Origin of the sequence: Halomonas sp. I1 (assembly GCF_032334135.1) — a bacterium.
GTDB lineage: Bacteria > Pseudomonadota > Gammaproteobacteria > Pseudomonadales > Halomonadaceae > Halomonas.
On sequence record NZ_JAVXUS010000007.1, the window covers coordinates 78045 to 102902 of the forward strand.

Here is a 24858-nt window from a genome sequence, read left to right on the forward strand (position 1 = left end):
GAGAGGACTTGAACCTCCACGTCCGTAAGGACACTAGCACCTGAAGCTAGCGCGTCTACCAATTCCGCCACCTGGGCGCATCATGCATCGTCGTGTTCCGGGCATCGCTTGTCGCGATTGGTGCCCAGGAGAGGACTTGAACCTCCACGTCCGTAAGGACACTAGCACCTGAAGCTAGCGCGTCTACCAATTCCGCCACCTGGGCGAACACGAGCGAGTCGAGCTGATAAAGAGCCTGATACCCGACTCCTGGCCGGAGGAGTATCAATGGTGCCCAGAAGAGGACTTGAACCTCCACGTCCGTAAGGACACTAGCACCTGAAGCTAGCGCGTCTACCAATTCCGCCATCTGGGCAAGTGGCGCGTATAGTACCGAATTCTGGCGATAATGCAAGCCCCTTGTGCGTCGACGGACCCTCTTCGGTCGAACCGACGCGTCGGTATGGTTGGGTGATGGACATGGCAGCGCTATACTGCCGCCCATGACACCATACTTCGATCGCAACAACGATTGCCCGCGGCACCCGCGCGTCACGTCACGCATGCCGTCCCCGACCCTGCCAAGGATGCTCTCCGCATGACCCACTGGACGCTCGAAGACGACGCGCACGCCAGTCGCGAGGCCCACAAGTACGATAAACCCGCTCCCAGCCGCGAATATCTGTTGGCGCGTCTGGAAGACCACGGCAAACCCATCACCCACGAGGCCATGAGCCAGATGCTGGGCCTCGAGGACGAGGACCTTCAGGAAGCCGTGCGTCGGCGGTTGTCGGCCATGGAGCGCGATGGACAGGTGCTTCGCAACCGCCGTGGCGCCTATGCACTGATCGACAAGCTGGACCTGATCAAGGGCAAGGTGCTCGGTCACCGGGACGGCTTCGGCTTCCTGCTGCGCGATGACGGCAAGAAACCCGACCTGGTGATACCGCCGCGCCAGATGCGGCGCGTCTTTCATGGCGACCACGTTCTGGTGAGAGTCAGCGGTCGTGATCGTCGTGGGCGTGACGAAGCCACCATTGTCGAAGTGCTGGCGCGCAATACTCAGACCATCGTGGGGGTCTATCGTCAGAACACCCCCGAGTTCGGCGTGTTGATTCCGGAGAACTCGCGGATCACCCAGGAAGTCATCATTCCGCACAACGCCAGTGGCGGTGCGCAGGATGGGCAGGTGATCTCGGCGAACATCGTCAAGCAGCCGGCCACCCGGGTGCAACCGGTGGGCGAGGTCAGCGAAGTGCTCGGTGAGCGCATGGACCCAGGCATGGAAATCGACATCGCCTTGCGCAGCTACGAGATTCCTTCGGAGTTTCCGCCGGAAGTGCTGGACCAGATCGCCAGCATGTCCGACGAGGTGGCCGAAGACGACAAGCAGCAGCGGATCGACCTGCGCGACTATCCACTGGTAACCATCGATGATGAGTCCGCCAAGGATTTCGATGATGCCGTCTGTGCCTGGAAGACCAAGTCCGGTAGCTGGAAACTGCTGGTGGCCATCGCCGATGTTTCCCACTATGTGCGTCCGGGCAGTGCCCTGGACCAGGAAGCCATGGCCCGGGGCAACTCGGTATACTTCCCGGGGCAGGTGGTTCCCATGCTGCCGGAGCTGCTGTCCAATGGCCTGTGCTCACTGAATCCCGACGTCGACCGTCTGGCACTGGTCTGCGAGATGAATATCTCGAAGAGTGGTGCCATCAGCCGGTATCGCTTCTTCGAGGCGGTCTTCCGCTCCCATGCCCGACTGACCTATAACAAGGTTGCCGCGATCCTCGAGGACGAGGGCGAGGAAGCCGACGCCTTGCGCGAACAGTATCGCGAACTGGTGCCGTCGTTGCAGAACCTGCATTCGCTCTATGGACTGCTGCGCCAGTCGCGCGAAGAGCGCGGGGCCATCGATTTCGAAACCACCGAGACGGCCATCGTCTTCAACGACGAGCGCAAGATCGAGAAGATCGAGCCACGCTCCCGCAACGACGCTCACAAGATCATCGAAGAGTGCATGCTGGCGGCCAACGTGGCCACGGCGCGCTTCCTCGACAAGCATGACCTGCCGGCACTGTACCGGATTCACGAACGTCCTTCGCCGGAGCGTCTCGACAAGCTGCGCCTGTTCCTCAACGAACTCGGCCTGACGCTGGGCGGTGGCGACGAACCGACACCCCAGGATTATCGCGACCTCTCCGAGGTCATCAAGGGGCGTGACGATGCGGATATTATCCAGACGGTGATGCTGCGCTCCATGAATCAGGCGGTCTATTCGCCGCAGAATGAAGGGCACTTCGGTCTGGCATACCAGGCCTATGCGCACTTCACGTCGCCGATTCGCCGCTACCCGGACCTGATCGTGCACCGTGCGATCCGCTCGGTCATCCGCGGGCCGCGCCAGACCAACACGGTGTTGCGTGCCGAGAATCCACCGGTGGAACCACCCAGCAAGTGGTGCCCCTACACCTTCGAGCAGATGCTCGAGCTGGGCGAGCACTGCTCGATGACCGAGCGCCGTGCCGATGACGCTACGCGCGATGTGGAGGGGTGGCTGAAGTGCGAGTTCATGTCCGACAAGCTCGGCGAGGTCTATGACGGCACCATCGCCTCGGTGACAGGGTTTGGCATCTTCGTGCGCCTCGATGAGGTCTACGTCGAGGGGCTGGTGCACGTTACCTCGCTGCCTTCCGACTACTATCATTATGAGCCGGAGAAGCACCGCCTCAAGGGCGAACGCAGCGGCATGAGCTACCGTCTCGGCGACGGCGTGACCGTTCAGGTAGCTCGGGTCGACCTGGACGACCGCAAGATCGACTTCGAACTTGCCGACGAAAAACCGCGACCGCGCCGCGCGCCCAAGCGTCGCTCCAGGCCCGCCGACAAGCCGAAGACCTCGTCGCATGCCAAGGGCCCCAAGGGTACCGATGGCGTCAAGAACAGCGATGGTGGAAAGGCCGGCAATGGTGACAAGGGCGGCAGTGGTGAAGAGGGCGGCAAGAAGCGCCGCCGCCGTGGCCCGCGTCGCCGCTGACCGGCAATGCTTCTTTCCGTGATGAGATCTTCCCGATGAACAAGCAGTCCCACCGCCGAGGGCCCAAGGCCCCCGGCGGACTCGATGCGGTATATGGTGTTCACGCCGTGCGCGCCCTGATCGAGCGCGGCGAGATGCCGCGAGAACTCTGGGTACAGGACGGAGACGCCGCCGGTCGCTTGTCCGAGCTGGTCGCGATTGCCCATGACGGCGGCGTCAGGGTGGTGACACAGACGCGCGAGAGTCTCGACCGGCTCGCTCAGGGTGCCGTGCACCAGGGCGTGGTGGCCTTTTGTCCTCCCCTGGCTTTCGAGGCCGAGGCGTCGCTCTGGCATCGCCTTCAGGGCTGGTCGGCCGAGGTTGCACCGCTGCTGCTGGTGCTCGACGGCATCACCGATGTACACAACTTCGGCGCTTGCCTGCGCAGCGCGGATGCCGCCGGGGCTCATGGGGTCGTGGTGCCCAAGGACCGGGCCGCCCCCCTCAATGCCACGGTACGCAAGGTGGCCTGTGGTGCCGCCGAGAGTGTGCCGGTCTATCGCGTGACTAACCTGGCGCGCTCGATCGCGCGGATGAAGGAGCTGGGCGTCTGGGTGACCGGGACCGCCGGCGAGGCCGAAGCGCACATCCATGACGCCGATTTCACCGGGGCCACGGCACTGGTGATGGGCGCCGAAGGCAAGGGCATGCGCCGGCTGACCCGGGAAGCCTGCGATAGCCTGGTCAAGCTGCCCATGGCGGGGCAGGTGGCCAGCCTCAATGTCTCGGTGGCGACCGGTATTTGCCTGTTCGAGGCGGTGCGGCAGCGGGGGCTGGGTCGCTATTAATCAGGCAATCCAATAGATCGTCCTGATCTATTGGAGTGTCGCCCGCACCACGCTGACGCAGATGCGTGGATCTTCTGGTGTGGCGCGGGCTCGCGCCGGCCTGACGGCCGGCGGCGGCACGTTCCTGTGCCGCGATTCACCCGACATAAAAACTTGCCGGGTTAAGTAGAGCCGCGAGTGTCGAGTGCCGAGCAACCAGCTTGAAAGCGCCGAGGGAGGCGTCACCCCGCGGCTCGCGGTATGTTCCCGCCATCTGGCATGCCCGCGCCTCTCATGCCAGAATCGAGGTCCAACCTGGACACCGAGACCGTCAGGCGGCACGTCGCCCGCCCGAGGCGGCGTGACTGAGCAAGAGGACACCATGCCCGAGTATCGTTCCCGAACCACCACCGCCGGCCGCAACATGGCCGGTGCCCGCGCGCTGTGGCGCGCCACCGGCATGAAAGACGACGATTTTCACAAGCCGATCATCGCCGTGGCTAACTCCTTCACCCAGTTCGTGCCGGGGCATGTGCACCTGAAGGACATGGGGCAACTGGTGGCCCGGGAAATCGAGCAGGCCGGCGGGGTGGCCAAGGAGTTCAATACCATCGCCGTGGACGATGGTATCGCCATGGGCCACGACGGCATGCTTTATTCGCTGCCGAGTCGCGACATCATCGCCGACTCCGTCGAGTACATGGTCAATGCCCACTGCGCCGATGCCCTGGTGTGCATCTCCAACTGCGACAAGATCACGCCGGGGATGCTGATGGCCGCGATGCGCCTCAATGTGCCCGTGATCTTCGTCTCCGGCGGCCCCATGGAGGCCGGCAAGACCAAGCTGCTGGACCATGGCCTGGACCTGGTCGATGCCATGGTCATGGCCGCCGACGACTCGGTGGACGACGAGACCCTCAACGAGGTAGAGCGCAGCGCCTGCCCGACCTGTGGCAGCTGCTCGGGCATGTTCACCGCCAACTCCATGAATTGCCTGATGGAAGCCCTGGGCCTGGCGCTGCCCGGCAACGGCACCGTGGTGGCCACCCACGCCGACCGCCGACGGCTGTTCGAGACCGCCGGCCATCGCATCGTCGAGCTGGCCAGGCGCTACTACGAGGGCGACGAGGCGCACCTGCTGCCCCGGGCCATCGGCGCCAAGGCGGCGTTCAAGAACGCCATGACCCTCGACATCGCCATGGGCGGCTCCACCAATACGATCCTGCACCTGCTGGCCGCCGCTCAGGAGGCCGAGATCGATTTCGACATGAGCGATATCGACCGCCTGTCCCGGGAAGTGCCGCAGCTGTGCAAGGTGGCGCCCAACACCCAGAAGTACCATATCGAGGACGTGCATCGCGCTGGTGGCATCATGGCCATTCTCGGCGAACTGGACCGGGCGGGCGTGCTGGACACCCGAGTACCGACGGTCTACGGCGACAGCCTGGCCGAGGCCCTCGAGGAATGGGACATCATGCGCACGCCGAGCCCCGAGGTGGTGGAATTCTATCGGGCCGGGCCCGGCGGCATTCCTACCCAGACAGCCTTCTCCCAGAGCGCTCGCTGGCCGAGCCTCGATGGCGACCGTGCCACCGGTTGCATCCGTGACCTCGAGCATGCCTTCTCGCGGGAGGGTGGCCTGGCCGTGCTCAAGGGCAATATCGCCCTGGATGGCTGTGTGGTGAAGACCGCCGGGGTCGACGAGTCGATCCTGGTCTTCGAGGGCCCGGCCCATGTGGTGGAGTCCCAGGACCAGGCGGTGGAGCACATTCTCGACGGCGAGGTGAAGGAAGGCGAGGTGGTAGTGATCCGCTACGAGGGTCCCAAGGGCGGCCCCGGCATGCAGGAGATGCTCTACCCGACTTCGTACCTCAAGTCCAAGGGGCTGGGCAAGGCCTGCGCGCTGCTCACCGACGGCCGTTTCTCCGGTGGCACCTCGGGGCTGTCGATCGGCCACGTCTCCCCGGAGGCCGCCGCCGGCGGCGCCATCGGCCTGGTCGAGAGTGGTGACGTCATCCGCATTGACATCCCCAGCCGTACCATTGACGTCCAGCTCTCCGACGCCGAGCTGGAAGCGCGTCGCCAGGCCCAGGAGGCCCGCGGCCGTGATGCCTGGAAGCCGTCCATCCAGCGCGTGCGTAAGGTCTCCGCAGCGCTCAAGGCTTATGCCCTGCTGGCGACATCCGCCGACAAGGGGGCGGTGCGCGACCTGACCAGGCTCGATTGACATCCTGTTCTCCCGGATTCCCCCGGCCCGTTGTCGGGGGGATCTCCATCGTTGTTGCTAGGACGCCCTGGTATGAAGACTCAGACCCTCAACGTTGGCCTGATCGGCTTCGGCATGGCCGGCAGAACCTTTCATGCGCCGCTGATACAGGCGGCGCCGGGCCTTGAATTGTCCGCCGTGGTCAGCGGCGACGCGGCCAAGGTTCAGGCGGTGTATCCTCATGTGACCGTGCACGCCAAGCCCCAGTCCTTGTTTGCCGACACGGATATCGACCTGGTGGTCATTGCCACCCCCAATGAGTCGCATTTTCCGCTGGCCAAGTCGGCGTTGTCGGCCGGCAAGCATGTGGTGATCGACAAGCCCATGTCGGTGTCCCTGGCCGAGGCCCGTCAACTGAAATCGCATGCCGACAACGTGGATCGCTTGCTCAGCGTCTTCCACAACCGTCGCTGGGACAGCGACTTCCTGACGCTCAAGTCGTTGCTGACTGAGGGCAGGCTGGGGCGGATCGCCGCCCTGGAGTCGCGGTTCGACCGGTTCCGGCCCCATGTCGGCGATCGTTGGCGGGATCATCACCGGCCCGGCAGCGGGATCTGGTTCGATCTGGGCCCTCACTTGCTCGATCAGGCGCGAGAGCTGTTCGGCATGCCTCGTGCCATCCTGCTGGAGTTGTCGACCGCGCGGGATGGGGCCGAGATCGACGATGACTTCCTGGCGGTGCTGGATTACGAGGGGACACGGGTCATTCTCGGTGCCAGCTCCCTGGTGGCCGAACCGACACCACGTTTTGCCGTTTATGGCACCCGGGGAAGTTTCGTGAAATATGGTCTCGACCCTCAGGAGGCCTGGCTCAAGGCCGGCGACACCCCGGACGTGGGCTGGGGCATGGATGATAGCCCCGGTCGCCTGACACTCGACGAAGGGCAGGGTGGCGAAGTCTCGCTGGTCAAGCATGAACTGCCCGGCGAGGCAGGGGACTACCGGGCCTACTATGACGGCATCGCCGAAACGCTGCTGCGCGGTACACCACCGCCGGTGACGGCCGAAGAAGCCCTGGACACGATGTCGCTGCTCGAGGCCGGGCTGGACAGTTATCGACAGGGGCGCTGGGTCAAGCTCAAGGAAGGCAATGGCGTCCGTCGTCGACTCCTTCACACCAAGGGCGGTGGAAACGGCACCTGAGAGGGTGTTTACAAAAGTCACGAGCGACGGCCAGGCCAGGCGAAATCAGCCGACAAATCGTCAGGACTGACGATTTGGGCAGCTCTGCTGCTCGAAGAGCGAGTGACAAGGATGTCACGAGTCAGAAAGCGGAGTTTACGAGCTGGTAAATGAGCATTTTGAGGCTGATTTCAACGCCGCATGGGCAAGTGCAGTAGTTTGTCAACACCCTCTGAGACGGCGCGCTCTCACCACAGGGAAGAAGGGGCAGCATACTCGGCGCGCAGCTTGTCCCTGGCGATGAAAAGCGCCGCAATGGCCCGGGCCTCGTGGAAGTCGTCCCTCGTCAGCAGGGCGCCGATTTCGTCGATGGCATGGGTTTCCACGATCAGCGGCTCGGGCTCGTCGCCGGGCAGGCGCCTGGGATAGAGGTCGGTGGCAAGCATGACCTGCATGCGGTGGCGCATGTAATTGGGGGCAAGGGTCAGTTCCACCAGGGGCTCGAGGCGGTGGGCGCCGAACCCGCATTCTTCCATCAGTTCGCGATTGGCGGCGGTTACGACATCTTCGCCGGGGTCCACCAGGCCCTTGGGCAGTGTCAGGGCGTATTCCTCGAGGCCGGCGGCGTACTCGCGAATCAGCAATACATGTTCGGGGTCGGGCATGGCGACGATCATCACGGCGCCGCCGCCCCTGGCATTGCCGCCCAGCCGCTCGAAGGTGCGCTCGGCGCCATTGGCGAAGCGTAGCTCCATTTCCTCGATGTTGAACAGGCGGCTGGTGGCGACGCTGCGTCGCGACAGGACATGGGGTTTAGCGTAGCGGTCGGTCATGGGGGCTCCAGTCGATGGAGGCATCGAAATGCGTCGTCAATGTCGATTGGTTACACTATCACGTCCAACACTCGCGAGACGCCATCGCGCCGCCCACGAGGAGCTCATGATCGACTGGCGTGCCATTGATACCGTCCTGCTGGACATGGACGGCACACTGCTGGACCTGCATTTCGACAGCCACTTCTGGCTCGAGCATCTGCCTCGGCGCTACGTGGAGTTGCATCGACTCGATGAGGCCACCCAGGAGGACGTCCGTGCGCGCATCATCCGCGAGCAGGGCACCTTGAACTGGTACAGCCTGGCTTATTGGCGCCGTGAGCTCGGGGTCGACATCCTGGCGCTCAAGCGCGAGGTCCAGCACCTGATCGGCCTGCGCGGCGATGCCCTGGATTTCCTGTCCTGGCTCAAGCAGGCCCACCCCCGAGTGGTCCTGGCCACCAACGCCGACCGCGAGAGCCTGGCCTTGAAACTGCCGCTGACCGGCCTCGAGGAGTATCTCGATGCCATCGTCTCCTCCGCCGATCTGGGGGTGCCCAAGGAAGAGCAGGCGTTCTGGTTCGCGCTTCAGGAGGAGGAACCCTTCGACCCGGCCCGTACCCTGTTCATCGACGACAATCCCTCGGTGCTGGAGAGCGCCCGCGAGTTCGGTATTCGTCACCTGCTGGGCATCCTGCAACCCGATAGTCAGCGGCCGGGCCGCGAGCTCGAGTCCTTCATCGCCCTGGATCGTTTCGCGGCGCTGTTGCCCGAGGATCTACCGCCAGAGGGAGATGCGCATGGATAACGTCAGGCTCGACAAGTGGCTCTGGGCGGCACGCTTCTTCAAGACCCGGGCGCTTGCCAAGAAAGCCATCGAAGGCGGCAAGGTGCACTACAACGGCGGCCGTGCCAAGACCAGCAAGAATGTCGACATCGGTGCGCTGATCAAGGTGCCGCAGGGGTGGGACATCTGGGAAGTCGAAGTGGTGGCGTTGTCGGACCAGCGACGCGGTGCCCCCGAGGCACGTCTGCTGTATCGCGAGACATCCGCCAGTGAGGCGCGCCGGACAAGCGAAGCCGAGCGGCGTCGACAGGCCAACCAGGCCATGCAACACCCCTTCAAGCGACCCGACAAGCGCGAGCGGCGCGAGATCAAGCGCTTCATGCGAGGGCAGGGCGGGGAATAGCCGCTTCGGGGGAAACGAGCTCCGAGATACGGGATGCGAGCGGTGAGGTGTAAGCTTGAGCGTATCGGAGCAAGAGGTATGCTGCTCGAATCTCGAATCTCGAATCTCGAATCTCGAATCTCGAATCTCGAATCTCGAATCTCGAAGCTCGAAGCTCGAAGCTCGAAGCTCGAAGCTCGAAGCTCGAAGTCCAGATATACATATCAGGCAGTATTCATGACCGACCAGATACAACGTTTTCTCTTTGACCACACCAATGTCCGTGGTGAAATCGTTTCCCTCGAGAAGGCGCATGCCGAGGTTCTCGAGCGGCACGATTATCCACCGGCGGTCACTCGCCAGCTCGGCGAGCTGCTGGCTGCCGTGGCGCTGCTCACCGAGACCGTCAAGCTCGATGGCACCATGAGCATCGAAGTTCGGGGCAAGGGGGCGCTGTCGTTGCTGATGGCCGAATCGAACCCCGGGGGCGAGCTGCGCGCCATCGCCCAGCTGGACGAGGAAGCCGCGATTCCAGATGATGATGCCGGCTTTACCGAATTGCTCGGTGAAGGCCAGATCACCATCACCCTGGACCCCCGAGAAGGTCATCGCTACCAAGGGATCGTCACGCTGGAGCGGGACAGTCTGGCCGGATGTCTGGAAGATTACTTCAGTCGCTCCGAGCAACTGCCCACGCGACTCTGGCTGGCCGCCGACCGACAGCGCTGTGGCGGATTGCTGCTGCAGCGCTTGCCTGACGAGTCCCGAGGGCAGGACGAGGATGCCTGGGAGCGCATGGTGCACCTGGCCGCCACGCTCACCGCCGACGAACTCTTGTCGCTGGAACAGCGCGATTTGCTGCACCGCCTCTTCCACGAGGAACAGGTGCGGGTATTCGATCCCAAGGCGCTGTATTTCGGTTGCAGCTGTTCCCGTGAGCGCATCGCCGGGGCCCTGCTGAGCCTTGGCGACGAGGAGCTGCGTGACATCCTGGCCGAACAGGGCGGTATCGCGACCCAGTGCCACTTCTGTCATACCCGCTACCAGTTTACCGTTGCCGAGGTGGAGGCGATGCTCGACGATCCGGATGGGCCTCCGCCGACGGTTCACTGAGTCCTGGGGACAATCTCGCCGGGCTGGATCGTGAGGTTATCGGTCTTGATGTAGTAGTAAAACTACAAGAACGTCGGTCAACGTCGGCGTTTCCCGCAGGCCGGGTTTTTGCCATAATGCGCGCCACTCACCCTCGACTCGGGCGTCGCCGAACACGAGACGGGTAACCGCATGCGGCGTTCGAAGGGTGGGGAGACACGCGTCCAGGACGCCCGGCAAACGAGAGAGAATTGGCCGCAAGGCCCAGGAACCGACATGACCACGACTCAAGCCGTTCCACAGGCTGCCAGTGCGCAGTCCGCCACCGCCCACGTCAACCTCAGCAGCGCCGAGTTGATCGAGCGTGCCGTGGCCAATGGCGAAGGCCGTCTCGCGGCCAATGGCGCCTTGGTGGTGAATACCGGTCAGCGCACCGGTCGCTCGCCCAAGGATCGTTTCATCGTCGATGAGCCGTCCACCAGCGGCCAGATCGACTGGGGCAGTGTCAACCGCCCGTTCGATGCCGACAAGTTCGATGCCCTGTGGGGCCGTGTCGAGGCTTATCTGGGGACCGGTGAGCGCTATGTCTCCGAACTGCACGTGGGCAGCGATCCGGTCCACTACCTGCCGGTCCGCGTGACCACCGAAACGGCCTGGCACAACCTGTTCGGTCGTACCATGTTCGTGCGCCCCGAGCCCTATAATCCATCGGCCAAGGATGAATGGACCATCCTCAATGCGCCCTTCTTCGAGTGCGATCCGGCGCGAGACGGCACCAACTCCGATGGCACCGTGATCATCAACTTCGCCCGGAAGAAGGTGTTGATTGCCGGCATGCGCTACGCCGGCGAGATGAAGAAGGCGATGTTTTCGGTGCAGAACTTCCTGTTGCCGGCGTCCGATGTGCTGCCCATGCATTGCAGTGCCAACGTCGGCGAAGATGGCGAGACCACCTTGTTCTTCGGCCTTTCCGGGACCGGCAAGACGACCCTGTCCGCCGATCCGTCGCGCTTTCTGATCGGTGACGACGAGCATGGCTGGGGCGTGGGGACCGTCTTCAACGTCGAGGGTGGGTGCTATGCCAAGTGCATCGACCTTTCCGAAAAGAACGAGCCGGTGATCTGGAATGCCATTCAGTTCGGTACCGTGCTCGAGAATGTGGTCCTCGACGATCGCCGTCAGCCGGATTATGCCGATGACAGCCTGACCCAGAACTCGCGAGCCGCCTATCCGCTCGAGCACGTCGAGAAACGAGTCGTCGAGAATCGTGCCGGCGAACCGAATGCCATCGTCTTTCTGACCTGCGACATGAGCGGTGTGCTGCCACCGGTCTCCGTGCTCTCCAAGGAAGCGGCGGCCTACCACTTCCTGTCCGGCTATACCGCCAAGGTCGGGTCCACCGAAATGGGGTCCTCCGAGGGGCTGGCGGCCACCTTCTCCACTTGCTTCGGTGCTCCCTTCTTCCCGCGTCCGGCCCGGGAGTATGCCGACCTGCTGATCAAGCGAGTGGCCGAGAAGGATGCCCAGGTCTATCTGGTCAACACCGGCTGGACCGGTGGTGCCTATGGAGAGGGCGGCGCTCGCTTCTCCATCCCCACCACCCGCGCTATCATCCATGCCATCCAGTCCGGTGTGCTGCGCGATGTGGAAACCAAGCGCATCGAGGGCCTCAATCTGGACGTGCCGACGGCCGTGCCGGGCGTCGACTCCCGTCTGCTCGACCCGCGCGAGACCTGGTCCGACCAGGCGGCCTATGACCGCCATCTCGAGGAGCTGGCCGCCAAGTTCGTCGATAACTTCAAGAAGTTCGACGGGGTCAGCGAGGCAATCGTCAAGGCAGGTCCCTGTCTCGATTGAGCCGTTCCGACGGCGCCGTCATGGACGACGCCGAACGACGGCGCTTCCGAAAGGTCGAAAGCGGAGAGGGGAAACCCTTTCCGCTTTTTCGTGACGGCTGGCGTCGGCGGGTCTGTCACGAGCCGGTGGACCACTCTCTGAAAGAGGAGTCGTGCCATGCAGCGTCGTCACTTTCTCGGCCTGTTGGGACTCGGGGGCCTGGCTGGTCTGGCCCCGAGCCTGGCCAGTGCCCGCCCCAAGCCGGATCTGTCCCCGGCGCCTGGCCTCGAGACGCTCGAACTCAGCGAGGCCGAGTGGCGGGAGCGGCTTACCGAGGAGCAGTTCGAGGTGCTGCGGGAAGCGGGCACCGAGCCGGCCTTTTCCAGTCCGCTGGACAAGGAGACCCGAGACGGGACCTACCACTGCGCCGGTTGTGACCTACCGTTGTTCGAAAGCGGCATGAAGTATGATTCCGGAACCGGCTGGCCGAGTTTCTTCACCCACATCGAGGGACACCTGCTCTCCAAGCTGGACCTGGTGCTGCTGATACCGCGTACCGAGTACCACTGTGCCCGTTGTGGCGGCCATCAGGGCCATGTGTTCGAGGATGGGCCCGAGCCCACCGGGCTGCGCTGGTGCAACAATGGGCTGGCGCTGACCTTTGTACCGGCTTAGTCACGAGCGACGAGCTACGAGCGGCGAGCCGGGCTATCGCAGTTGGATCTGGCGAGGAATCAGCCCGAGCGACAACGCTTAACGGCGATACTCCTTGAGTGCGGGCCTTTGGCTTGCGTGCATTCCGCGCAGTCTATAGAATACTTGCGCCCGTTCGTCCAGCGAGCGGGCGTCGTATATTCCGAGAATCACCTCCTTGCTTCCCCTGGGGTGCACAACGCCTCCACCGGAAGCTGCCAAACCGCAAGGAGAATCCATGCGTCATTACGAGATCGTCTTCATGGTCCACCCGGACCAGAGCGAGCAGGTCCCGGCGATGGTCGAGCGCTATACCGGCATCGTCACCGAGAACGGCGGAACCGTGCATCGTCTCGAGGATTGGGGGCGCCGTCACATGGCCTACCCGATCAACAAGATCCACAAGGCTCACTACGTGCTGATGAACGTCGAGTGCAGCGGCGAGACTCTCGATGAGATCGAGAACATCTTCCGCTTCAACGATGCCATCATTCGCAGCCTGGTGGTGCGCTGCAAGGAAGCCATCACCGAAGCTTCACCGATGATGAAGCCGGCCGAGGACAAGCGTGCGCGTCGCGACGAAAAGCCGCGCGCCGCCGAGTCTGCCTGAGCCCAACCATCGCACGTCTGAAGGAGTCTTCACATGGCACGCTTTTTCCGTCGCCGCAAGTTTTGCCGTTTCACCGCCGAAGGCGTGAAGCAGATCGACTACAAGGATCTGGACACGCTCAAGGCCTACGTCACCGAGACCGGCAAGATCGTTCCCAGCCGTATTACCGGTACCAAGGCTCGCTACCAGCGTCAGCTGTCCACCGCCATCAAGCGGGCACGCTACCTGGCGCTGCTGCCTTACACCGATAGCCACCAGTAAGCTGGCGACCCGATGCTGCCTGTCGCTCGATGGCTGATGCAGGGGTTGCCCCAGGCGACGATCGGCGCAGCCGTGGGCACTCTGGTGCCTTGGCTGTTCTGGTTGGGGGCGGCCATCGCCGCCCTGGTCACCTTGCGGAGAGGGCTGTCATCGGCGCTACCGGTGATCGTCGCCGCCGCCTTGCCGGCGGGCTGGTGGTGGAGCCAGGGGGATGTGATCCCCCTGGCCAGCGTCCTGCTGGTGACCCTGATGGCGGTAGTGCTGCGCTCCCGCATGCGTTGGAGCGAAGCCCTGATCGTCGGTGCCCTGGGAGGGGCACTGATGATCCAGTTGGGGGTCTTCCTGCCACCCGGTGGCGTCGAGCCTCTGCTGGAGCAACTACGCCAGGGCGCGCCCGAGATCGCGACGATGCTCGACGATCTGGCCAGTCAGGGCGTGGATACCAGGCAACTCGCCAATCTGCTGATCGGCGGTGTTACCGGCCTGGTGGTACTGCTGGTGGCGGTAGGATGCCTGGCGCTGGCCAGGGGCTGGCAGGCCGGGCTCTATAATCCCGGGGGCTTTCGCGAGGAGTTTCATGCCCTGCGCCTGGCGCCTCGTGAACTGCTGGTGCTGTTCGGGGTTGGCCTTGTCGGCGTGGTGCTCGACCTGCCCGGGTTGGGCATGCTGGTCTGGGTTCCGCTGCTGGTGGCCGGCATCGCGCTGGTACACGGTTTTATTGGATTGAAGGGAATGCATGGGGTGTGGCTGGGCATCTTCTATGTCCTGCTGATCTTCACCTGGCCCATGATTCTCATCGTGCTGCTCGTGGCCCTGCTGGATTCGTTCGCGGATTTCCGTGCACGACTCGGCCGAGGCCACTGACAAGAGGTTAACGAGATGGAAGTCATTCTGCTCGACAAGATTGGCAAGCTGGGCGGTCTGGGTGACCAGGTCAACGTCAAGCCCGGTTATGGCCGTAACTACCTGGTGCCTTACGGTCTCGCCGTACCGGCCACCAAGGACAACATCGAGGCATTCGAGGCCCAGCGCGCCGAGCTCGAGGCCGAAGCGGCCGAGCGCAAGGCCGAGGCCGAGGCTCGCGCCGAACAGCTCAACGACATCGAGCTGTCGCTGGTCGCCAAGAGCGGCGACGAAGGCAAGCTGTTCGGTTCCATTGGTCCGCGTGATCTGGCCGAGGCGATTTCCTCTGCCGGCATCGAGGTGGCCAAGAGCGAAGTCCGCATGCCGCAGGGACCGATTCGCCAGACCGGCGAGTATGACATCGACCTGCACCTGCATGCCGAAGTCGACGCCACCGTGCGCGTGGTGGTCGTGGGCGAGTAACCCCGACCAGCGACGTCCACGTTGATGTCCAGGGGCGCGAGGGGTAACCTCGCGCCCCTTTTTTGATCGCTGGATCGCCACCACCCAGGCATGGGGTCATCTTTCCCCTTCGGGTAGAATGGTGGCGCCGATTTCGCCAAAGGCCTCGCCGTCATGAATGAACCCCTCGAGTTCGACAAGGAAACCGCGGCGCTCAAGGTGCCCCCTCACTCGCTGGAGGCCGAACAGTCGGTACTCGGTGGGCTGATGCTCGACAACCCGGCCTGGGACAATGTGGCCGACCGGCTGGTGGCGGATGATTTCTACCGCTATGAGCATCGCCTGATCTTCAACGTCATGGGCCAGCTCGCCGAGGAAGCGCGCCCCATGGACGTGGTGACGATGTCGGAAGCGCTGGAGGGGCGCGATCAACTGGACACCGTAGGGGGGCTGGCCTATCTGGCGGAGCTGGCGCGCAATACCCCCTCGGCGAGCAATATTCGCGCCTACGCCGATATCGTTCGCGAACGGGCCACGCTTCGCAAGTTGATCCGTGCCGCCAACCAGGTGGCGGAAAGCGCCTTTGCCCCCCAGGGGCGTCCTGCCGACGAGCTCGTCAACGAAGCCGAGCGACTGGTCTTTCAGATAAGCGAAGAGCGACCCAAGTCCGGTGGCCCCATCGGCATGAGCGATCTGCTGGCCAAGGCCGTGGATCGCATCGACGAACTGTTCAACATGCAGGGCGAGATGACCGGGCTCTCTACCGGCTTCCGGGATCTCGACGACATGACGTCCGGCCTGCAGCCTTCGGACCTGGTGATCGTTGCCGGACGACCCTCGATGGGCAAGACCACCTTCGCCATGAACCTGGTCGAGCATGCGGTGATTTCCAGCGACAAGCCGGTGATGGTGTTTTCCATGGAAATGCCGGCGGAGGCCTTGATGCTGAGGATGCTGTCGTCGCTCGGTCGCATCGATCAGACGCGGGTGCGCACCGGCCAGCTCGAGGACGAAGACTGGCCGCGGCTCACCTCGGCGGTGAACCTGCTCAAGGACAAGCAGCTCTTCATCGACGATACGGCGGCTCTGTCGCCCAACGAGATGCGTTCGCGCGTCCGGCGGGTGGTGCGTGAACACGGCAACCTATCGTTGATCATGATCGACTATCTGCAGTTGATGCAGATCCCCGGCTTCTCCGAGAACCGTACCGGTGAGATCTCGGAAATATCACGCTCGCTGAAAGGGCTGGCCAAGGAGTTCGGCTGTCCGGTGGTGGCGCTGTCGCAGCTCAACCGCTCCCTGGAGCAGCGGCCCAACAAGCGTCCGGTGATGTCGGACCTGCGCGAGTCCGGCGCCATCGAGCAGGATGCCGATATCATCGGCTTCGTCTATCGTGATGAGGTCTACAATCCGGATAACCCGGACAATCAGGGGTTGGCTGAAGTCATTATCGGCAAGCAGCGTAATGGCCCCATCGGCACGGTGCACATGGCTTTCATCGGCAAGTACACGCGCTTCGAGGATCTCGCGCCGGACAGCTACGGGGGAGGCTTCGGCGAGTGAGCCGCGACGCTTGAGCCGACGGACGAGCCCCGTATAATCCGACTCCCCGACAACAGACTGGAGAAGCATCATGGCAGGCGGATTCCGGCGCGGCAATCGTCGCCGCGCCCCTAAGCTCGAGGCCCGCGGCGAACTGCAATCGGTCGAGCGGGAAGGGCCGTTCAAGGAATGGCTGGGTATGCCGGACCTGTACCGCTACCAGCTGGTCGTTGATGGCGAGAGTTACAGCTACCAGACCGAGGATGCCGAGTTGCCCGTTTCGATCGGTGACCGGGTCGTGCTGCGTTACAAGGAGACCAAGGCCGGCAACTGGGTTGACCGCAACTCCCTTGGCAAGGCCATCGATCCCTCGGAATACCAGTAAGGAACCCCGGGGTCCCGTCATCAGTCATAGAGACGACATGGATCGGTCATCCGAGTGTCATGCGCTATCGCCACGCTGGAGCCGATCCACCCAACCCGACTCTCTGATGGAGGGACTCATGGACCTCAACGAACTCAAGGGCTTCGTGGCCCGGCACGACAATTTCGAAATCCGCGTGATCGGTCATGCTGGCAACCGGTTCTACCAGGTGGAACTCGAGGATGTGGAAGGCCAGCGTCACATGCTGACCCGTGCCGGCAAGCCGGTACTGTTCCGTTCCCTGGACGACGTCTATCTGGAGCTCAAGCGGGCCGACATTCATCGCGCCTACCTGGTGGAACAGGTGCCCGAGGACGAGATGATCGGTCACCGAGCTCGTTATCAGGACCCCCTGAACGCGCGCATGCCCCTGGTCTTCTGAACGGCACAGCGTCCCCTGTATGACCCCTTCCCACTGATATCCCGACCACGACATTCGGCTCCGGTACTGGCGAGCCGATATGCCCCCTTCGACTCTCCTCATGAACAGCGTCATCGACCTTCGGTGCTGCGGTATACGGTTTGCGCTGGCAGCCGGCCCGAAGTTGCTTCCCATCGCGCCGTGTCCATTCTTGATCGATTCTTGTACAAATTACCTTGATAGTATAACGCTATTCTGTCGCCTGAACCGTCGATGATATCCTTGTGGGACGCGCATCGCCCCGCATCACAGGAGACCTCGACATGGCACACCCCGCGGACATGGCACCCTCTTCGCAGACGCCTGATGGGCATCCCGAGACGGTGGGGGGCAAGGTCGGCGTGGTTCTGGCCAACCTCGGGACCCCGGACGCGACCGACTACTGGTCGGTGCGGCGTTACCTCAGCGAATTTCTCTCCGACCGCCGTGTCGTCGACTATTCTCCCTGGCTGTGGCAGCCGCTGTTGCAACTGGTGATTCTCAGTCGCCGTCCCTTCGCCTCCGGAAAGGCCTATCGTGGCATCTGGAATCGGGAAAGGGACGAAAGCCCCCTGTTGACCATCACGCGCGAACAGACCGACAAGCTCGCGACGCAACTCGAACGTACCTATGGAGATCGCCTCGAGGTGGCGTTCTGCATGCGCTACGGCAACCCATCGGTCGAGAGTGTCCTGAAGCGACTGCAGGCCAATGGTTGTGAACGAATCCTGTTCTTTCCGCTGTACCCGCAGTACGGCTCGCCGACGACCGCGACGGCCAACGACCAGGCTTTCCGGACCTTGATGAAACTCAAGTGGCAGCCGGCGATTCGGACCGTGCCGGCCTATTTCGAGCATCCGGCCTATCTCGAGGCATTGAGTGCTTCAGTACGCGAGGCCTATGCCGCCGCCGGCACCCGGCCCGAGGTGCTGGTGGCCTCCTACCATGGCGTTCCCAAGCGCTTTCTCGACGAGGGCGACCCCTATTATTGCCACTGCCGCAAGACGACACGGTTGCTGCAGGAACAACTGGGGCTGGATGACGATGCCATCGTCACCACCTTCCAGTCGAAGTTCGGCCCCGAGCAGTGGGTGGGGCCTGCCACCGTGGAGCATGTCGCCGAGCTTGCCCGGCAGGGGAAACGGCACATCGCCGTGGTGTCGCCGGCCTTTTCCGCCGACTGCGTGGAGACCCTGGAGGAGATCGAAGAGGAAATTCGCGGCGCCTTTCTCGATGCCGGTGGCGAGACCTTCACCTACGTGCCGTGTCTCAACGCCCGCGACGATCACATCCAGGCCCTGACGGCCATCGTCGAACGGGAGCTCGCCGGCTGGCTATAAGTCGGAGGTCGTTAGGCGAGCTTTCAAGCACCGCGCACAAATTCGCCAGGAACGAATTTGAACCGTCTTCAGACGGATCCGCAGGGTAGCCGCCAGGAATGGCGGCTATACACAGCGATTTGCACGCACAGCATGTAAGCGGCTTCTCCTTAGTCGTGTCCGGCTTCGGAGTGGTGAGGCACCGGCGTTTTCCCGACTTCCTCGTCCCGTAACTCGGCGGGTTGCCCCTGGGTCTTTTCCACGCGCTTGAGCTGCTGGTGGAGCCCTGTCTTGGCGAGCAGGTGGGCACTGACGGGGGCGGTGATGAACAGGAACAGGGCGATCAGCAGCTCCTGGATCACGGGGTAGCTGTCGATGATGCCGAAGTAGAGCATCGAGGCGACCAGGATGCAGCCGATGCCCATGGTGGTGGCCTTGGTGGGACCATGCAGGCGCATGTAGAAGTCCCGCAGGTGGGTCATGCCCAGCGAGCCGATGAAGATGAAGGCGCCGCCGGCGATCAGGAAGAATGAAATCACGCCTTCCAGAAGGACATAGATCGACATGGTGGCTTGCTCCCGCTATTCGATGATATCGCCGCGCAACAGGTATTTGCACACGGCCACGGTACTGATGAAACCGAGCATGGCGATCAGCAATGCGGCCTCGAAGTATGTCTTGGTGTTGAGCCATAGCCCCATCAGCACGATCAGTGCGATGGAGTTCACGTACATGGTATCCAGTGCCAGGATACGGTCCGGCATGTCGGGACCGACCGACAGGCGATAGGTGTTGAGCACGATGGCGATCAGCACCAGGGCCAGGCTGATCTTCAGCGCGATATCTAGCATTCGTAGATCTCCTTGAGCGGCCGCTCATAGCGCTCGCGGATCTGTTCGATGAGCGCTTCGTCATCCTCCACGTCCAGGGCATGGATCAGCAGAGTATCGCCATCCATCCGCAGGTTGGCCGATACCGTGCCTGGCGTCAGGCTGATGGTGTTGGCCAGCAGGGTGATGGTGAAGCGTTCCTGCAGCATCAGCGGATATTCCACGAAGTGGGGGCGTGTGCGTCGCCAGGGGTTGATGATCAACCAGGCGACCTGGAAATTGGCGACGATGATGTCGCCCAGTACACGGAACACGAAGCGCAGCAGCAGGCCTGGCCGGCGGACGCTCGGCTGGACGTCCCAGAAGCGGTAGGTATACAGCGGAATGACCAATGCCAGGACACTGCCCAGCAGGATATGGCCCGGTGACAGGCTGCGTACCATCAGCAACCATACCGCCAGCAGCAGCAACGACAGCAGGGGAATGGGAAGCCAGCGTCGGGGCTTGATCATGGGGCGCCTCCGTTATCGGACAGTAACGCGCTCACCAGGGCATCGGGGTTGCTCAACTGGTCGGCGGTGGCTCGCGTATAGTCGCTGACCGGCCCTGCCAGGGCCACCAGCAGCGGCGAGGTGGCGAGCAGCAGACTCACGCCGGCCCATTGTTGACGAGGCAGGCGCTCGCCCCCTCGTTCGCCTTCATGGCTGCGCCAGAACAGTGTCGACCCTGCACGAGACAGGGCAATGATGGCGCACAGGCCACTGATCAGCAGAATGGGCCAGAGCCAGGGGCGTTGCCCGGCGTCGGCGGCATGCAGCAACAATGCCTTGCCGATGGCGCCGGAGAGGGGAGGCAGGCCGGCAACGGCTGCCGCGCCGAGGAAGAACAGACCCGCCAGGGCGCCCCCCTGCGTCAGCGGTCGGCCCTTGACGATGCGGGTACCGGCCTTGCCGCGCTGCTGGCCGATCATGTCCGCCAGCAGGAAGAGCCCCCCGGTCACCAGGGTGGTATGCACGAGATAATAGAGCAGTGAAGCAGTGGCCTCCGGCGTATCCATGCCGACGCCAGCGAGCAGGGTGCCGGCGGACACCAGGACGAGGTAGGCGACCAGCAGGCGCAGATCCCGTGCGGCAAGAACGCCGATGGTCGCGGCGACCAGGGTGGCGAGCGCCATCCACCACACCCAGGGCTGATCGAGTGAGGTGAGTTCACCGGCATTCTGGCCGAAGACCAGGGAGTAGACGCGCAGGATGGCGTAGACGCCGACCTTGGTCATGATGGCGAACAATGCTGCAACCGGTGCCGGCGCGGCGGCATAGGCCCGAGGCAGCCAGAAGTAGAGCGGCAGGATGGCGGCCTTGAGTCCGAAGACGACCAGCAGCAGCAGGGCGCCGGCGGTGACCAGGCCACTGCGTTCGGCAGGCAGTTCGCCGAGCCGTACTGCCATGTCGGCCATGTTGAGGGTGCCGGTGGCGCCATAGAGGACCCCCACGGCGATCAGGAACAGCGCCGAACCGGCCAGGTTGAGCACCACGTAGTGCACGGCCGACTGGATGCGTGACTTGCCGCCGCCATGCAGCAGCAGGGCATAGGAGGCCAGCAACAGCACCTCGAAGAAGACGAAGAGGTTGAACAGGTCGCCGGTCAGGAAGGCACCGTTGATGCCCATCAACTGGAGCTGGAAGAGCCCATGGAAGTTGCTGCCTCGCTCGTCGTCGCCACCGCAGGCGAAGACCACGCAGCCGATTGCCAGAACCGAGGTGAGCATCACCATCAGGGCCGAGAGCCGATCCAGCACCAGCACGATGCCGAAGGGGGGCTGCCAGCCGCCGAGGGCATAGTAGGCGATCTCGCCATCGGCGGCGCGCAGCAGCAGCGCCAGGCTGATGACGGTCAGTGCCAGAGTGGCAACGACGCTTGCGATGCGCTTGAAGCGCGTGCTGCCGAACCGCGAGCGCAGCAGGATGACGCCCATGACGAGTGGCAGAACAATGGGCAGGACGATCAGATGCTGTATCACCGGTGTGACTCCTCACGATCCTCGTGTTTCCGGCCATCGACATGGTCGTTGCCCATGTCGCCCCGAGCACGCATGGCGAGGATGACCGCGAAGGCGGTCATGGCGAAGCCGATGACGATGGCAGTCAGCACCAGAGCCTGGGGAAGCGGGTCGGCGTAATCGGCATCACCGTTGACGACGACCGCGCCATCGGTGGTCAGTCCCCCCATGGAGAACAGGAAGAGGTTGACCGCATAGGACAACAGGGTCAGGCCGACCACCACGGGGAAAGTCCTGCCCCGTAGTGTCAGATAGAGGCCACAGGCGCTGAGCACGCCGGTGGTGATGGCATACAGGCTTTCCATCAGCTCGTCTCCTCGCTGGGGGTCGCGGTATCGCTTTCCTTGCTCGGCCGGTGGGGCGTGGTCAGCTTGCCGAGGTTGGCCAGGATCATCAGCGTTGCGCCGACCACGGCCAGGTAGACGCCGAGGTCGAAGATCATGGCAGTGGCCAGTTCGAAGTCGCCGATCACCGGCAGGTGGAAGTGGCCGAAGGACGACGTCAGGAAGGGATGGCCGAACAGCCAGCTGCCGATGCCGGTCAGCGTGGCCAGGCCGACCCCGGCAATGGCGACGGGCTGATACTGGAAGTCCAGGCGGGACTGGGCCCACTCCACGCCCCGGGCCATGTAGAGCAGGATCAGGGCCACGGCGGTAATCAGGCCGGCGATGAAGCCACCGCCGGGCAGGTTGTGGCCGCGCAGGAAGATGAAGACGGAGACCAGCAGGGCCAGGGGCAGCAATGCCTGGGAGATGGTGGTCAGGATCATCGGATAACGATCCGGTGACCAGAGTCGGCCTTCGACATCACTGTGCGGCATGAACAGGCGCAAGCGGTTGAGCAGCTTGAAGATCGCCAGGCCAGCGATCGCCAGCACGGTGATCTCGCCCAGGGTATCGAAGCCACGGAAGTCGACCAGAATGACGTTGACCACATTGTGGCCGCCGCCGCCGGGCACGCTATTGTCGATGAAAAAGCCGGAGATGCTCGCATTGTCGCGGGTCAGAACGGCGTAGTTGAGGCTGGCGATGACCATGCCCAGTGCGGAGGCCAGCACGACATCACGCAGGTTGCGTGGCATCGAGGATTCGCGAGGCGTCTTCTGGGGCAGGAAGAACAGCGCGAGCATCAACAGAATCATGGTCACCACTTCCACCGATAGCTGGGTCAGGGCCAGGTCGGGAGCGGAGAAGCGGGCGAACGTCAACGAGACCAGCAGCCCCACCATCGACAGCATGAGCAGCGAGATCAGACGGTAGCGATGTGTGGCCACGGTGGCGATGCCGCTGAACATCAACAGGAGGGCGCCGCTCAGCAGTACACCGTCGATATCGCTGGGCGGCTTGTCCCCGGCCAGACTCGGCATCATGAACAGGCCCAGGCCGGCGAGTACCAGCGCGGTGAGCAGCAGCAGGCTCATGTAGCGCTGGAGAGAAGCGTTGTCGAAGCGTCCCAGCAGTGTCTCGGCATAACGGCCGGTGCGCTGTACCGCGCCTTCGAACACCAGGCGGGCATCCACCGGCTTGAAGCCCTTGAGGAAGCGCCGGAGGTAGCGATGCCCCAGATAGGTGCCGACCCCGGCAAGCAGGGCGATCAGGCTCATCAGCAGCGGCAGGTTGACGCCATGCCAGATGGCCAGATGAAACTCCATGGGTTCGCCGAGCACCGACTGAGTGGCCAGGTCGAGCAGGCCTCCGGCCAGCGGGGAGGGGAGCAGTCCGACCAGGATGCAGAGTACGGCCAGCAGTTCGACCGGCGCCCGCATCAGGCGAGGCGGTTCGTGGGGCGACCTGGGGGGCGCTTCCCGCGCAGGCTTGAAGAAGACGGCATATACCAGGCGTAGCGAGTAGGCGACCGACAGGACGCCGCCCAGGGTGGCCAGTACCGGCAAGAGCCAGCTGATGCCGCCGAGCATGTTGGCCTCGGTGGCGCTGGTGAAGAACATCTCCTTGGAGATGAAGCCATTGAGCAGGGGGACGCCGGCCATGGCCGCCGCGACGATCGACGTCAGCAGGGCGGTGACCGGCATGGCCCGGCGCAGGCCGCCGAGGCGCGATAGGTCACGGGTGCCGGTTTCGTGATCGATGATCCCTGCGCTCATGAACAGCGCCGCCTTGAAGGTGGCGTGATTGAGAATATGGAACAGTGCGGCCAGCACTGCCATGGGCGTACCGATCCCCAGCAGAGCGGTGATCAGGCCCAGATGGCTGACCGTGGAAAAGGCCAGGATGCCCTTGAGGTCGGTCTTCATCAGCGCGAACCAGGCACCGTAGAGCAGGGTTGTCATGCCGACCAGGGTGACCACCAGGGTCCACAGTTCGCTGCCGGCAATGGCCGGGTGGAGGCGGGCCATCAACAGGATCCCGGCCTTGACCATGGTGGCGGAGTGCAAGTAGGCCGAGACCGGCGTGGGCGCGGCCATGGCATGGGGTAGCCAGAAATGGAAGGGAAACTGGGCCGACTTGGCGAAGGCGCCGAGCAGGACCAGGCCGAGTACCAGGGGGTAGCGGTCATCGGCCAGGATGGCATCACTACCGGCCAGGACCCGGTTCATGTCGAAGCTGCCGACGATGTCGCCGAGCAGCAGAAACCCGGCGAGCAGGGCGAGGCCACCGGCGCCGGTGACCGCCAGCGCCATGCGCGCGCCCTTGCGGGCGTCGCTGCGATGTGACCAGAAACCGATCAGCAGGAAGGACGACAGGCTGGTGAGTTCCCAGAACATCCACAGCAACAGCAGGTTGTCGGCCATGGCGATGCCGACCATGGAGGACATGAAGAGAATCAGGTAGGCATAGAAACGCCCGTAGGGTTCCTCGGGCGCCAGATAGTAATGGGCATAGAGCAGGATCAGCAGGCCGATGCCCAGGATCAGCAGATTGAAGAGCACCGAAAGGCCATCCAGCCGGAAGGCCAGCTCGAGCCCCAGCGACGGCACCCAGTCGACAGCGAAGCGAAGCGACTCGCCTTCGACGAGGGCGGGAACCTGCGCCAGGGTGAGCAGCAGGGCCACGGCTGGCAATAGTGCCGTGATCAGTGAGCAGGTGGGGCGCTCGAGGCGTGCGCCGAGTGCCGGCACCAGCACCCCGGCAAGGGGCAGCAATGCTATCCAGAGCAATGTCATCGACCGGTCATCCTTCGCGTGTGCGTGTGGCCAAGGGTGCTGTCCCGCCATGGGAGCGGTCGACGACAGGCGCCGGGCGGCGCGTCCGTCCCTGGGGTGAACAGGCCCATCAATGGCATTTGTTTTCTACTCTAACGCAAAATGGACGCGTCTCGCCCCCTCTCTTGCCTTCAAGTGA

At 63.5% G+C, this 24858-nt stretch carries 24 protein-coding genes and 2 tRNA genes; 17 read left to right on the forward strand and 9 right to left on the reverse strand.

The window, feature by feature from the left end; translation table 11 throughout:
* Positions 1–118 precede the first annotated feature (118 nt).
* A tRNA-Leu gene (locus RSO41_RS09875) sits at positions 119–205 on the reverse strand.
* A 63-nt stretch (positions 206–268) separates the two neighbouring features.
* Positions 269–355 (reverse strand) — tRNA-Leu (locus tag RSO41_RS09880).
* A gap of 222 nt (positions 356–577) precedes the next feature.
* Between RSO41_RS09880 and rnr the strand changes: the two genes are divergently transcribed.
* The 4 genes from rnr to RSO41_RS09900 all read left to right on the forward strand — a co-directional run bounded on the left by rnr (position 578) and on the right by RSO41_RS09900 (position 7228).
* Positions 578–3013 (forward strand): ribonuclease R, encoded by a 2436-nt coding sequence (gene rnr / locus RSO41_RS09885; protein ID WP_315618929.1) that lies wholly within the window; start codon positions 578–580, stop codon positions 3011–3013.
* A gap of 35 nt (positions 3014–3048) precedes the next feature.
* Positions 3049–3840, forward strand: a complete 792-nt coding sequence (gene rlmB, locus RSO41_RS09890) for a 23S rRNA (guanosine(2251)-2'-O)-methyltransferase RlmB (RefSeq protein ID WP_315618930.1) — start codon at positions 3049–3051, stop codon at positions 3838–3840.
* A 361-nt stretch (positions 3841–4201) separates the two neighbouring features.
* Positions 4202–6046, forward strand: coding sequence for a dihydroxy-acid dehydratase (gene ilvD / locus RSO41_RS09895; protein WP_315618931.1), 1845 nt, complete (start codon positions 4202–4204; stop codon positions 6044–6046).
* Positions 6047–6118: 72 nt separating this feature from the next.
* Positions 6119–7228, forward strand: coding sequence for an oxidoreductase (locus RSO41_RS09900; protein ID WP_315618932.1), 1110 nt, complete (start codon positions 6119–6121; stop codon positions 7226–7228).
* A 227-nt stretch (positions 7229–7455) separates the two neighbouring features.
* On the opposite strand, the gene nudE is transcribed toward RSO41_RS09900, so the two are convergent.
* The gene (gene nudE, locus RSO41_RS09905; RefSeq protein ID WP_315618933.1) at positions 7456–8040 is read right to left on the reverse strand and encodes an ADP compounds hydrolase NudE; all 585 of its coding nucleotides are present in this window, start codon (positions 8038–8040) and stop codon (positions 7456–7458) included.
* Between the two features lie 106 nt (positions 8041–8146).
* Between nudE and yrfG the strand changes: the two genes are divergently transcribed.
* The 13 genes from yrfG to hemH all read left to right on the forward strand — a co-directional run bounded on the left by yrfG (position 8147) and on the right by hemH (position 18691).
* The gene (yrfG, locus tag RSO41_RS09910; RefSeq protein WP_315618934.1) at positions 8147–8827 is read left to right on the forward strand and encodes a GMP/IMP nucleotidase; all 681 of its coding nucleotides are present in this window, start codon (positions 8147–8149) and stop codon (positions 8825–8827) included.
* Positions 8820–9209, forward strand: coding sequence for an RNA-binding S4 domain-containing protein (locus RSO41_RS09915; protein ID WP_315618935.1), 390 nt, complete (start codon positions 8820–8822; stop codon positions 9207–9209). The genes yrfG and RSO41_RS09915 overlap by 8 nt, the downstream gene beginning before the upstream one ends.
* 216 nt (positions 9210–9425) lie before the next feature.
* Positions 9426–10301: an Hsp33 family molecular chaperone HslO gene (gene hslO, locus RSO41_RS09920; protein WP_315618936.1), complete on the forward strand. Its 876-nt coding sequence runs from the start codon at positions 9426–9428 to the stop codon at positions 10299–10301.
* Positions 10302–10556: 255 nt separating this feature from the next.
* Complete coding sequence (locus tag RSO41_RS09925; RefSeq protein WP_315618937.1) at positions 10557–12137, forward strand: phosphoenolpyruvate carboxykinase; 1581 nt, start codon at positions 10557–10559, stop codon at positions 12135–12137.
* 156 nt (positions 12138–12293) lie between these two features.
* Positions 12294–12791, forward strand: a complete 498-nt coding sequence (gene msrB / locus RSO41_RS09930) for a peptide-methionine (R)-S-oxide reductase MsrB (RefSeq protein WP_315618938.1) — start codon at positions 12294–12296, stop codon at positions 12789–12791.
* 256 nt (positions 12792–13047) lie between these two features.
* Positions 13048–13419: a 30S ribosomal protein S6 gene (gene rpsF, locus RSO41_RS09935; protein ID WP_275288741.1), complete on the forward strand. Its 372-nt coding sequence runs from the start codon at positions 13048–13050 to the stop codon at positions 13417–13419.
* 33 nt (positions 13420–13452) lie between these two features.
* A complete protein-coding gene (gene rpsR / locus RSO41_RS09940) occupies positions 13453–13680 on the forward strand; it encodes a 30S ribosomal protein S18 (protein ID WP_013333281.1) in 228 nt (75 codons plus the stop codon).
* 12 nt (positions 13681–13692) lie between these two features.
* Positions 13693–14544, forward strand: coding sequence for a hypothetical protein (locus RSO41_RS09945; RefSeq protein ID WP_315618939.1), 852 nt, complete (start codon positions 13693–13695; stop codon positions 14542–14544).
* Positions 14545–14559: 15 nt separating this feature from the next.
* Complete coding sequence (rplI, locus tag RSO41_RS09950; RefSeq protein ID WP_275288743.1) at positions 14560–15006, forward strand: 50S ribosomal protein L9; 447 nt, start codon at positions 14560–14562, stop codon at positions 15004–15006.
* A 153-nt stretch (positions 15007–15159) separates the two neighbouring features.
* On the forward strand, positions 15160–16548 hold the full coding sequence (dnaB, locus tag RSO41_RS09955; RefSeq protein WP_315618940.1) for a replicative DNA helicase: 1389 nt from the start codon (positions 15160–15162) through the stop codon (positions 16546–16548).
* A 70-nt stretch (positions 16549–16618) separates the two neighbouring features.
* The gene (locus RSO41_RS09960; protein ID WP_315618941.1) at positions 16619–16912 is read left to right on the forward strand and encodes a hypothetical protein; all 294 of its coding nucleotides are present in this window, start codon (positions 16619–16621) and stop codon (positions 16910–16912) included.
* A 118-nt stretch (positions 16913–17030) separates the two neighbouring features.
* Positions 17031–17333 (forward strand): DUF6482 family protein, encoded by a 303-nt coding sequence (locus tag RSO41_RS09965; RefSeq protein WP_315618942.1) that lies wholly within the window; start codon positions 17031–17033, stop codon positions 17331–17333.
* Between the two features lie 320 nt (positions 17334–17653).
* Positions 17654–18691: a ferrochelatase gene (gene hemH, locus RSO41_RS09970; protein WP_315618988.1), complete on the forward strand. Its 1038-nt coding sequence runs from the start codon at positions 17654–17656 to the stop codon at positions 18689–18691.
* A gap of 149 nt (positions 18692–18840) precedes the next feature.
* Here the strand turns inward: hemH and RSO41_RS09975 are convergent, their stop codons facing one another.
* The 6 genes from RSO41_RS09975 to RSO41_RS10000 are packed head-to-tail and all read right to left on the reverse strand — an operon-like array spanning position 18841 to position 24680.
* Positions 18841–19236 (reverse strand): Na+/H+ antiporter subunit G, encoded by a 396-nt coding sequence (locus RSO41_RS09975; protein WP_315618944.1) that lies wholly within the window; start codon positions 19234–19236, stop codon positions 18841–18843.
* A gap of 15 nt (positions 19237–19251) precedes the next feature.
* Positions 19252–19521, reverse strand: a complete 270-nt coding sequence (locus tag RSO41_RS09980) for a K+/H+ antiporter subunit F (protein ID WP_275288748.1) — start codon at positions 19519–19521, stop codon at positions 19252–19254.
* Entirely contained in the window at positions 19515–20012 is a 498-nt protein-coding gene (locus tag RSO41_RS09985) for a Na+/H+ antiporter subunit E (protein ID WP_315618945.1), read from the reverse strand. The genes RSO41_RS09980 and RSO41_RS09985 overlap by 7 nt, the downstream gene beginning before the upstream one ends.
* Positions 20009–21520: a monovalent cation/H+ antiporter subunit D gene (locus tag RSO41_RS09990; RefSeq protein WP_315618946.1), complete on the reverse strand. Its 1512-nt coding sequence runs from the start codon at positions 21518–21520 to the stop codon at positions 20009–20011. The genes RSO41_RS09985 and RSO41_RS09990 overlap by 4 nt, the downstream gene beginning before the upstream one ends.
* The gene (locus RSO41_RS09995) at positions 21517–21864 is read right to left on the reverse strand and encodes a Na+/H+ antiporter subunit C (protein WP_315618947.1); all 348 of its coding nucleotides are present in this window, start codon (positions 21862–21864) and stop codon (positions 21517–21519) included. Before RSO41_RS09995 ends, RSO41_RS09990 begins: the two co-directional genes overlap by 4 nt.
* Complete coding sequence (locus RSO41_RS10000) at positions 21864–24680, reverse strand: monovalent cation/H+ antiporter subunit A (RefSeq protein ID WP_315618948.1); 2817 nt, start codon at positions 24678–24680, stop codon at positions 21864–21866. The genes RSO41_RS09995 and RSO41_RS10000 overlap by 1 nt, the downstream gene beginning before the upstream one ends.
* Positions 24681–24858: the final 178 nt, after the last annotated feature.

Coding starts and splice junctions, on each gene's coding strand:
- rnr (WP_315618929.1), top strand. CDS start 578: ATGACCCACTGGACGCTCGAAGACGACGCGCACGCCAGTCGCGAGGCC.
- rlmB (WP_315618930.1), top strand. CDS start 3,049: ATGAACAAGCAGTCCCACCGCCGAGGGCCCAAGGCCCCCGGCGGACTC.
- ilvD (WP_315618931.1), top strand. CDS start 4,202: ATGCCCGAGTATCGTTCCCGAACCACCACCGCCGGCCGCAACATGGCC.
- RSO41_RS09900 (WP_315618932.1), top strand. CDS start 6,119: ATGAAGACTCAGACCCTCAACGTTGGCCTGATCGGCTTCGGCATGGCC.
- nudE (WP_315618933.1), bottom strand. CDS start 8,040: ATGACCGACCGCTACGCTAAACCCCATGTCCTGTCGCGACGCAGCGTC.
- yrfG (WP_315618934.1), top strand. CDS start 8,147: ATGATCGACTGGCGTGCCATTGATACCGTCCTGCTGGACATGGACGGC.
- RSO41_RS09915 (WP_315618935.1), top strand. CDS start 8,820: ATGGATAACGTCAGGCTCGACAAGTGGCTCTGGGCGGCACGCTTCTTC.
- hslO (WP_315618936.1), top strand. CDS start 9,426: ATGACCGACCAGATACAACGTTTTCTCTTTGACCACACCAATGTCCGT.
- RSO41_RS09925 (WP_315618937.1), top strand. CDS start 10,557: ATGACCACGACTCAAGCCGTTCCACAGGCTGCCAGTGCGCAGTCCGCC.
- msrB (WP_315618938.1), top strand. CDS start 12,294: ATGCAGCGTCGTCACTTTCTCGGCCTGTTGGGACTCGGGGGCCTGGCT.
- rpsF (WP_275288741.1), top strand. CDS start 13,048: ATGCGTCATTACGAGATCGTCTTCATGGTCCACCCGGACCAGAGCGAG.
- rpsR (WP_013333281.1), top strand. CDS start 13,453: ATGGCACGCTTTTTCCGTCGCCGCAAGTTTTGCCGTTTCACCGCCGAA.
- RSO41_RS09945 (WP_315618939.1), top strand. CDS start 13,693: ATGCTGCCTGTCGCTCGATGGCTGATGCAGGGGTTGCCCCAGGCGACG.
- rplI (WP_275288743.1), top strand. CDS start 14,560: ATGGAAGTCATTCTGCTCGACAAGATTGGCAAGCTGGGCGGTCTGGGT.
- dnaB (WP_315618940.1), top strand. CDS start 15,160: ATGAATGAACCCCTCGAGTTCGACAAGGAAACCGCGGCGCTCAAGGTG.
- RSO41_RS09960 (WP_315618941.1), top strand. CDS start 16,619: ATGGCAGGCGGATTCCGGCGCGGCAATCGTCGCCGCGCCCCTAAGCTC.
- RSO41_RS09965 (WP_315618942.1), top strand. CDS start 17,031: ATGGACCTCAACGAACTCAAGGGCTTCGTGGCCCGGCACGACAATTTC.
- hemH (WP_315618988.1), top strand. CDS start 17,654: ATGGCACCCTCTTCGCAGACGCCTGATGGGCATCCCGAGACGGTGGGG.
- RSO41_RS09975 (WP_315618944.1), bottom strand. CDS start 19,236: ATGTCGATCTATGTCCTTCTGGAAGGCGTGATTTCATTCTTCCTGATC.
- RSO41_RS09980 (WP_275288748.1), bottom strand. CDS start 19,521: ATGCTAGATATCGCGCTGAAGATCAGCCTGGCCCTGGTGCTGATCGCC.
- RSO41_RS09985 (WP_315618945.1), bottom strand. CDS start 20,012: ATGATCAAGCCCCGACGCTGGCTTCCCATTCCCCTGCTGTCGTTGCTG.
- RSO41_RS09995 (WP_315618947.1), bottom strand. CDS start 21,864: ATGGAAAGCCTGTATGCCATCACCACCGGCGTGCTCAGCGCCTGTGGC.
- RSO41_RS10000 (WP_315618948.1), bottom strand. CDS start 24,680: ATGACATTGCTCTGGATAGCATTGCTGCCCCTTGCCGGGGTGCTGGTG.